The organism is Holdemanella hominis (assembly GCF_014306155.1).
Lineage (GTDB): Bacteria > Bacillota_I > Bacilli_A > Erysipelotrichales > Erysipelotrichaceae > Holdemanella > Holdemanella hominis.
In genome coordinates, this window is the sequence record NZ_JACRWH010000075.1 from 1 (window position 1) to 7,117 (window position 7,117).

A 7,117-nucleotide genomic window follows, 5' to 3' on the forward strand; every position below is an offset into this window, starting at 1 on the left:
TGTTTCTTTTTATTTGCCATTTTCTTTTGCCTTCCTTTGTCTTTGAATCATCCTCTTTCTATTGTACCACTGGTGTAAATTTTCTCTTTTTGACTAGTCCTATTTATATGCTAACATCATAGAATTCAGGAATTGAAAAGAATGATTCCTAAAATGAGTAATAATATGGTGTCGAATGATTTAGTTGTGAAGAATATGAACAATAGAGTTGCAGAATTAGAATTATTAAAATTAGAGATTGAGGAAGTTAAGTCTGAATTTGATTCTTTTGTGGCTGGACATCCAGTAGGGCTTATGCATTGCATAGTGATTTAGTGAAGTCTTTATGTGAAAAGATGGATGTGATGAAAGAGGCTTATAGAAGTTATGAAGAAGCTATAAAGGTTTTTGAAGAGGCGGATACATTAAATACAGAGAATGTAAAAGCATTGGATGTTGCAAGTCAGAAGTATGTTTTGGCTCAACTAGATTTAGAAAAGGCAAACAATGATTTGAGTGATTACTTAGAAGAAATGAAGAATGTTGAAGAAACAGAAGATAAGGAAAATGTAAATACAGGAGCACAAACAGCATTAGGATTATATGCATTAGGTGGTGTATTAGGCTTTGCAGGTGTAGCATTGACTGGTAAACGTGCTCGTAAAGAGGATTAATCTAGTTAGAGTTAAGACTTGTAGAAAGCAGATTAGAGATAGAATCTGCTTTCTTTGATTGGTAATTGAAAATCATGTTAGAAAAATTGTTATTAATTGATAAGTGAGTTTGTGTTCATATGATGATTTATGGTTGGTTTTTCATGAAAACGCTTTAATTATAGTTAATGGAATGGTTTTATGGTTATAAAATCAAAATATATTAGGAGGGTTTTTAAGATGAATAAACTAACTAAACAGTTACTATCATTAGGGTTGAGTGCAGTAACTGTAGCTGGTATGGTTACGCCAGTGTTGGCTGATGATGAAGTTCCAACAACAGAACCAGAGGCAACTGAGGTTACAGATCAACCGACGGAGAATGTTCCTGGTAATGAGCTTGTAATGAAATCTATTACATTACAAATTACTAAGGATGGTCAAACAACATCAACTACTTTTGATGTTGATGTAAATGCTACAGATGATTATATTACTAGTTATATTGTGGCAAATTGTGTTCCAGAAGGATACGTGATTGATGGTAAGGGGGCTGCTAGTAGCCTACAGAAAGTTTCTGATACAGAATGGCAAATGGTTTTGGTAAAAAAGGAAGAGCAGAAACCAGAAGAAGCGTTGCAAACTTTTAAAATAAAAGTAGTATTTTCAGATAAGACGCACAAAAGATTATGAAGATACATTTGAATCTACTCGTAATGACGCATTCTTTTATATCATAGAAAATTTTATACCATAAGGATATAAATATGTTGATACCAATGGAATAGATTATAATGAAGCTGCAAATACGTATACTTTAACTCTTTATAAAATAAAATCTATTAAATTGGATTCTTATCTTGATGGAGTAAAGAATACATATATGTCTGAAGTAGAAGTTCCGTACGACTATACTGACAAAGAAATTAAGAATTATATTGAAGAAAGATATTCTACTGGTAAAATTGAATCGATTACGAAGGTAGATGATAATGCGTGGGTTATCAAATGTGTTACTGTTAAAGATGAAGCTGAAGATTACACTGTATATATTAATAAAGATGGTGTAGAAACTAGTCAAAAAATTCATGTATCTAAGGATGATCAGTATATGTATGGTGGTATGTATCAGTATTTAAAAATTAATTGTGTTCCTGATGGGTATCATGTAGATTATAAAAAAGGGGCTGGTACTTATAAGGGTATTGTTGGTGGTGGATCCGATTCGTATCGCATTTATCTTGCAAAGAATAATGATAAACCAGTAATGAAAAAATTTACGGTTAAAATTTTAAAAACTACAATGATGGGTGAGGATTATTTTAATCATTCTGAAGTAGAGTATCATACTTTTGAATACGATAGTAAAGATACTACAGGAATTGAGGATTATGTTATTAAAAAATTCAGTCCAAAAGGTTACGTTATTAGTAGTGGACCAGTAGCTTTTGATGTATATCAAATTGATGATTTGACTTATGGTGCAATAGCATGTAAAATGCCTGAAAAACAGGGGGATATACCAGAAATAACTACTTATAAATTACATTATATTGATAGTGCTACGAATAAAGAGGTTTATTCAAGTACTTATTCAAATTCAAAGCTTGGAGGTAAATTAGATAGTATTAAAGCGTCTGATATAATAAACCTTCCTGTTGGTTATGTGTTTGATGGAAATTCATTTGAGGTAAGTAATATACAAGATAATGGTTCATATTTAGTAAATGTGTATGTTAAAAAAGGAGAATTTAAAACTCCGACTACAATTAATTTCTATAGAAGTGATAATGGAAAACTAATTCAAATTAAATCTGTAAATACATATGCTCAAGATTTAGATTTGGATAAAGATGGTATAGTCAGCACAGATGAGTTAGAATCTTTATGTCCTAGTGGATATAAGAGATCTAGTTTGTCATTTAGTGATGAGCAAATTCATTATACTTTCGCTAATGATTCAGTATATACAAATTGTGTTCTCGGTATTTACTTAGAGGAACTTTCTACAGTGGTTGCACCTTCTAGTTCTAAAGATGCTGCTTCTATTTCAGGTGTGAATTCAAATGAAGTTTTAGCGAATAGCTTAACTAAGGAACAAAAAAAGAAATATGATGCTGCAGTTAAAGAAGGTAAAAAGATTGAATTTAAGCCTGTTGTGAAAAATGAAGTGAATGAATCTGATAAAAAATTGTTGTTGGCATATGCTGATAAAGCAGATGCTGAAGTAGTGAATGCATTTGATATTGAAATTGAATTGTTAATTAATGATGAGAGTAAAGGTTTGATTCCTGAAACGAGTGAAAAATTAACATTCAAGGTAGCTATTCCAGAAAACCTAAAGAAGAATGGTCGTAAGTTCTATGTATTGCGTGCTCATGATGGTAAGGTTGAAAAGCTTCCAGTAAATGAAGATGGAACATTTGAAACAGATAAGTTCTCTTCATATATGTTGGTTTATGAAGATGTAAAGGCTACAACCCCAGAATCAAAGCCTGAGGTAAAACCTGGAACTGATACAGAAACTAATCCAGCAGTTAAGCCAGAAACAAAACCAGCTGTTAAACCAAGTACTGGATCTACTACAACTACAACAGATACAAAGAAAAACAATACAGTTAAGAAAGATGTTAAGAAGAATAAGAAGGTAAATACAAGTACAAAGACTTCAAGCACATTGTTTACTGGATTATTGGGTGTTTCTATTATTGGTTTAGGTGCAGTCGAAGTATTGCGTAGAAGAAATAAAAAATTTAATTAGAGGGTAAGTTAATTCTTGCCTTCTTTTTATATGGGCATATCTGTTGATGTTTAAGTGTGATAGGTCCATAATGTGCTTGATTTGGAGGTATTCATATTATGAAACGTTATATAAACTATTCAATTATATATGCAGTATTAGCTTTAGTAGGTGGAGTATTTTATCGTGAATTTACAAAGATGAATGGTTATACTGCTTGGACGAGTTTGTCTGTTGTTCATACACATTATTTTATCTTGGGTATGATGTTCTTTTTAATTCTTGGATTGGTTTCTTTTAATGTTAATTTTAAATCAAATCGTGCGGTGTTGTTTTATAATGTTGGATTAAATCTAACGGCTATTATGTTAGTAGTTCGTGGTATTGTTCAAGTGTTGGATTTAAATATAGTATCTGCAGTTATTTCTGGCATTGCAGGTATTGGTCATATTATTCTGGGTGTTTCATTAATTCTAATTTTATTGGATATAAAAAAGAGCGTTTAAGCTCTTTTAGTTTGCCTCTAACATGTCGGCTAGGGAAGTGTCTTGCACGAATGTATTTGCGTTATTCATAAATAATACATCTGTGATTAAATCGTCTTTAATGAGTCTTTTGTAGTCTTCAAAGTAATATCTGGCGTCTATTACTGTTATTGAATTAAATTGTGGAATCAAGAATGGTATTAGACTATTCGCATAGGAATCTTTAATCAATAGTAGGTGTCTTTTTGAGTTGTTGTCTACATTGATGTGGAATAGGGCTTTGTTGCCTCCCATAAAGACTGTGTATTGGTCTTTTGTTTCTAGTGCGTCTGAGTGATAGATGGTTCTTGATTTTTTGTTTGTGGATTCGTCTGTGATGACGTAATCGCATTTATCTTTTGGTACATAGATATCGATTTCGTCTTTGATGTTTACACTTCCGGTTTTGTTGGCGAGTGTTCCTTCAAAGTTTGTCGTGACTGGATATATTGTATAGTCGGATTGTTTGGTTGTTTCAAGATTGAATGTTTTGGCTATGTCTTGATAGGCATAGTAGGATGCAAGGCTTGTCCAATGGTGGTCCGTTTTATAATATAAGTATTCGTCTTTGTGTTTTTTTAATGTATTTCGCAAATCTATTTTAACAATGGAATCATCCAATTTACTATAGATGTTGTCCATTTGTTTATCTTGGTTTAGGGTAACTGCATATTTTGGCAGGTACTCCTTTTTTATGCTTACAGCATTTGGTGCAGTCACAAATCCTACGTTGAGTTCTGGATAGTTTTGTTTAAATGTGTTTATGGCGTTTAGATTTCTTTCGAGTTGTTCCTTGTTGGGTTTGGCTGTTTTTTCTATAAGGCCTTGTTTAGTAAGGAATATGTCTTGTATTTCTTTTACGCCAAATGTTTTTTGAATCAAGTATTTAATGTGTATGTTTTGATCTCTACATACGAATTGATCAGAGAACCATGTATTTAAGTCTTTTGTGTATTGTCCGGATAATACGTGTTCTGTATTCCATGACGGAAAGGTTTGTAGGGGTCTATTTTCTGTTTCGGATTGTTTATGGTCAGGAATGATGATGTTTAGTGCCATTGTTGCTATTGCTGCTACACTAACAACTTTGGTTAGGCTGCTTGCCATAATGCTTGAATATTTATGTTTCATGTTAGACCTCCTTTTCTAGAATGCGAAGTATAGGAAGGAATGGTATGTTCCTCCTACAATAAATGCGATGCATACAATTAATAGAATTATGTAGATTGTCCATGTTGTGTATACGGCTTTCATTTTGTATTGGTTGTATACAAAGATTTGAATTCTGTCATAGACTTTTGTACTGAGTAGAATGGCGAGTACGAATAATATAAAATAGGATTTTAGCATAAACTTGGCTTGGTTGTTTGCGAATGTTGTTGTGCCTATACCTATCATTTTTCCAAGTGTTGAAAATGCAGTTGTGATATTTGGACTCATAAAGAATACCCATCCAATTAATACTACGAGTAATGTATAGATGTGGGATATTGGTTTTGGAAGTTTTTCGAGTTTTTCTCTTAAGAAGAATTTTTCAAGGAGTAAAAGACATCCATAATAGAGTCCCCATAGAATGAATGTCCAGTTAGCGCCATGCCAGAGTCCTGTGCAGAACCATACGATAAAGATGTTTCTTATGTATGTGTTTTTGTCTACGCGATTACCACCTAATGGAATGTATAGATAGTCTCTAAACCATTGGGATAGGGATATGTGCCATTTTCTCCAGAAGTCTTGTACAGATGTGGCTGTGTATGGATGGTCGAAGTTTGGTTTGAAGTCAAAGCCAAAAAATTTTGAGAGTCCAATGGCCATGTCTGAATAGCCGGAGAAGTCAAAATAGATTTGTAGCATGTAGGAAATGGCTAATAGCCATACGCCTAGAGTGGAAGTGTTATTTTGAAGTATGGAGTAGACATAAGATAATTGGTCGGCTAACAATACTTTTTTTATTAAACCTTTACTGATTAGAACCATGCCAGATGCGTATTGTGCTTTTGAGAGGGTTCTATTTCTTAGTTGGTCTTCCATTTCGTGGTAGGAAACAATGGGTCCCATACTGATTTTTCCAAAGAAACTTACATAGAGTGTGAAGAGTATGATGTTTTTTTGTGGTTTACTTTTATCGTTATATACATCGAATATGTATGAGAGTTCACTGAATGTAAAGAAGGATAGTCCTACGGGTAAAGCGATTTTAAGATCGGATTGTATATGGAGTATGTCCATTAAAAATCCTGTATATTTATAGAAGCCAAGAATGAATAGGTTAACAACTACGGATACTATGAGTAGTATTTTTTTAGTTTTTTCATCATTTTGCGCTTCTAGTTCAAATGCCGTGAAGTAATTCCATAGAATGGATAGAATGAGTAGTACAACATAGATTGGGTTGGACCATGCATAAAAGAGTAGGCTTAATACGACTAATAGAATGTTTTGTAGTTTTACGTTTCTGATGAGTTTTGTGAGTAGAACGCTAATGGGTAAGAAACAAAATAAAAAAATTAAATCTGTGAATACCATATTTTATTCCCCCTCACTCAATACTTTTTTGAATTGATCATTCATTGTGTTTGCATCTTCTTTTACTGCATATAAGCCATAGTTTCCATGAATATCAATAAAAGCGTTTTTTAATAGTTCGGCTTGTTGTGGTGCATAGCCTTCAAAGATGCCTTTTTGATTTTTAACTCTTTTTTCAATGGTTTCTTTAAATGGTTCTTGTTGAGAATGGTCTTTAAATTTCACTAAAACAAATTCACTGGCACTCATAGCGTCGTTGGATTTGTAGTAGATAACACTTTCATATTGTGATGGATCTAAGTCTAGAAATCGTTTCATACTTAAATTGTCTTGTTGGCTAAGTCCATCAAGCTTGATGTTTTCTATGGTTTTACTTTGCACTTCTTCCATAGTTTTCGTACTGTCTTTGTCGTATGAGAAATTTGTGGATAGTAAAATAATGAATCCGATGAGAACGAATCCTTTTAAAATGGTGAATATATACTTTTTCATAATCCCTATGCCCCTTATAATTTGATTGTGATTACTTCAATTGTATCATAAATTCCCTGAACTATTCATGAAAATATAAAAATTCGTAGAATGTTCCTAATTTAAAGGAAATCTACGAATTTTTCTTATCACCCATTGGGTGAACTTTTCATATAAGAAAAGCTCCTCTATAATATAGGCGTCAAAACCAAAAAAAGGAGCCA

8 protein-coding genes are annotated in these 7,117 nt (G+C 32.7%); 5 read left to right on the forward strand and 3 right to left on the reverse strand.

The window, feature by feature from the left end; all coding sequences use genetic code 11:
* Positions 1–153: 153 nt before the first annotated feature.
* The 5 genes from H8911_RS11330 (at position 154) to H8911_RS11350 (ending at position 3,878) form a co-directional block, all read left to right on the forward strand.
* Positions 154–315, forward strand: a complete 162-nt coding sequence (locus tag H8911_RS11330; protein WP_186999730.1) for a hypothetical protein — start codon at positions 154–156, stop codon at positions 313–315.
* A complete protein-coding gene (locus H8911_RS11335) occupies positions 300–653 on the forward strand; it encodes a hypothetical protein (RefSeq protein ID WP_222621029.1) in 354 nt (117 codons plus the stop codon). The genes H8911_RS11330 and H8911_RS11335 overlap by 16 nt, the downstream gene beginning before the upstream one ends.
* A gap of 219 nt (positions 654–872) precedes the next feature.
* Positions 873–1,325: a hypothetical protein gene (locus H8911_RS11340; RefSeq protein ID WP_186999732.1), complete on the forward strand. Its 453-nt coding sequence runs from the start codon at positions 873–875 to the stop codon at positions 1,323–1,325.
* Positions 1,326–1,515: 190 nt separating this feature from the next.
* On the forward strand, positions 1,516–3,393 hold the full coding sequence (locus tag H8911_RS11345; protein WP_186999733.1) for a hypothetical protein: 1,878 nt from the start codon (positions 1,516–1,518) through the stop codon (positions 3,391–3,393).
* A gap of 98 nt (positions 3,394–3,491) precedes the next feature.
* Entirely contained in the window at positions 3,492–3,878 is a 387-nt protein-coding gene (locus tag H8911_RS11350) for a DUF2871 domain-containing protein (protein ID WP_186999734.1), read from the forward strand.
* Between the two features lie 6 nt (positions 3,879–3,884).
* Here H8911_RS11350 and H8911_RS11355 read toward each other — a convergent pair whose 3' ends face one another.
* Genes H8911_RS11355 through H8911_RS11365 form a run of 3 tightly spaced genes read right to left on the reverse strand, consistent with a single transcriptional unit; the run spans position 3,885 to position 6,914 of the window.
* Positions 3,885–5,027, reverse strand: a complete 1,143-nt coding sequence (locus H8911_RS11355) for a DHHW family protein (RefSeq protein ID WP_186999735.1) — start codon at positions 5,025–5,027, stop codon at positions 3,885–3,887.
* A gap of 15 nt (positions 5,028–5,042) precedes the next feature.
* Positions 5,043–6,422: an MBOAT family O-acyltransferase gene (locus H8911_RS11360; protein WP_186999736.1), complete on the reverse strand. Its 1,380-nt coding sequence runs from the start codon at positions 6,420–6,422 to the stop codon at positions 5,043–5,045.
* Between the two features lie 3 nt (positions 6,423–6,425).
* A complete protein-coding gene (locus H8911_RS11365; protein ID WP_186999737.1) occupies positions 6,426–6,914 on the reverse strand; it encodes a DUF4358 domain-containing protein in 489 nt (162 codons plus the stop codon).
* Positions 6,915–7,117: the final 203 nt, after the last annotated feature.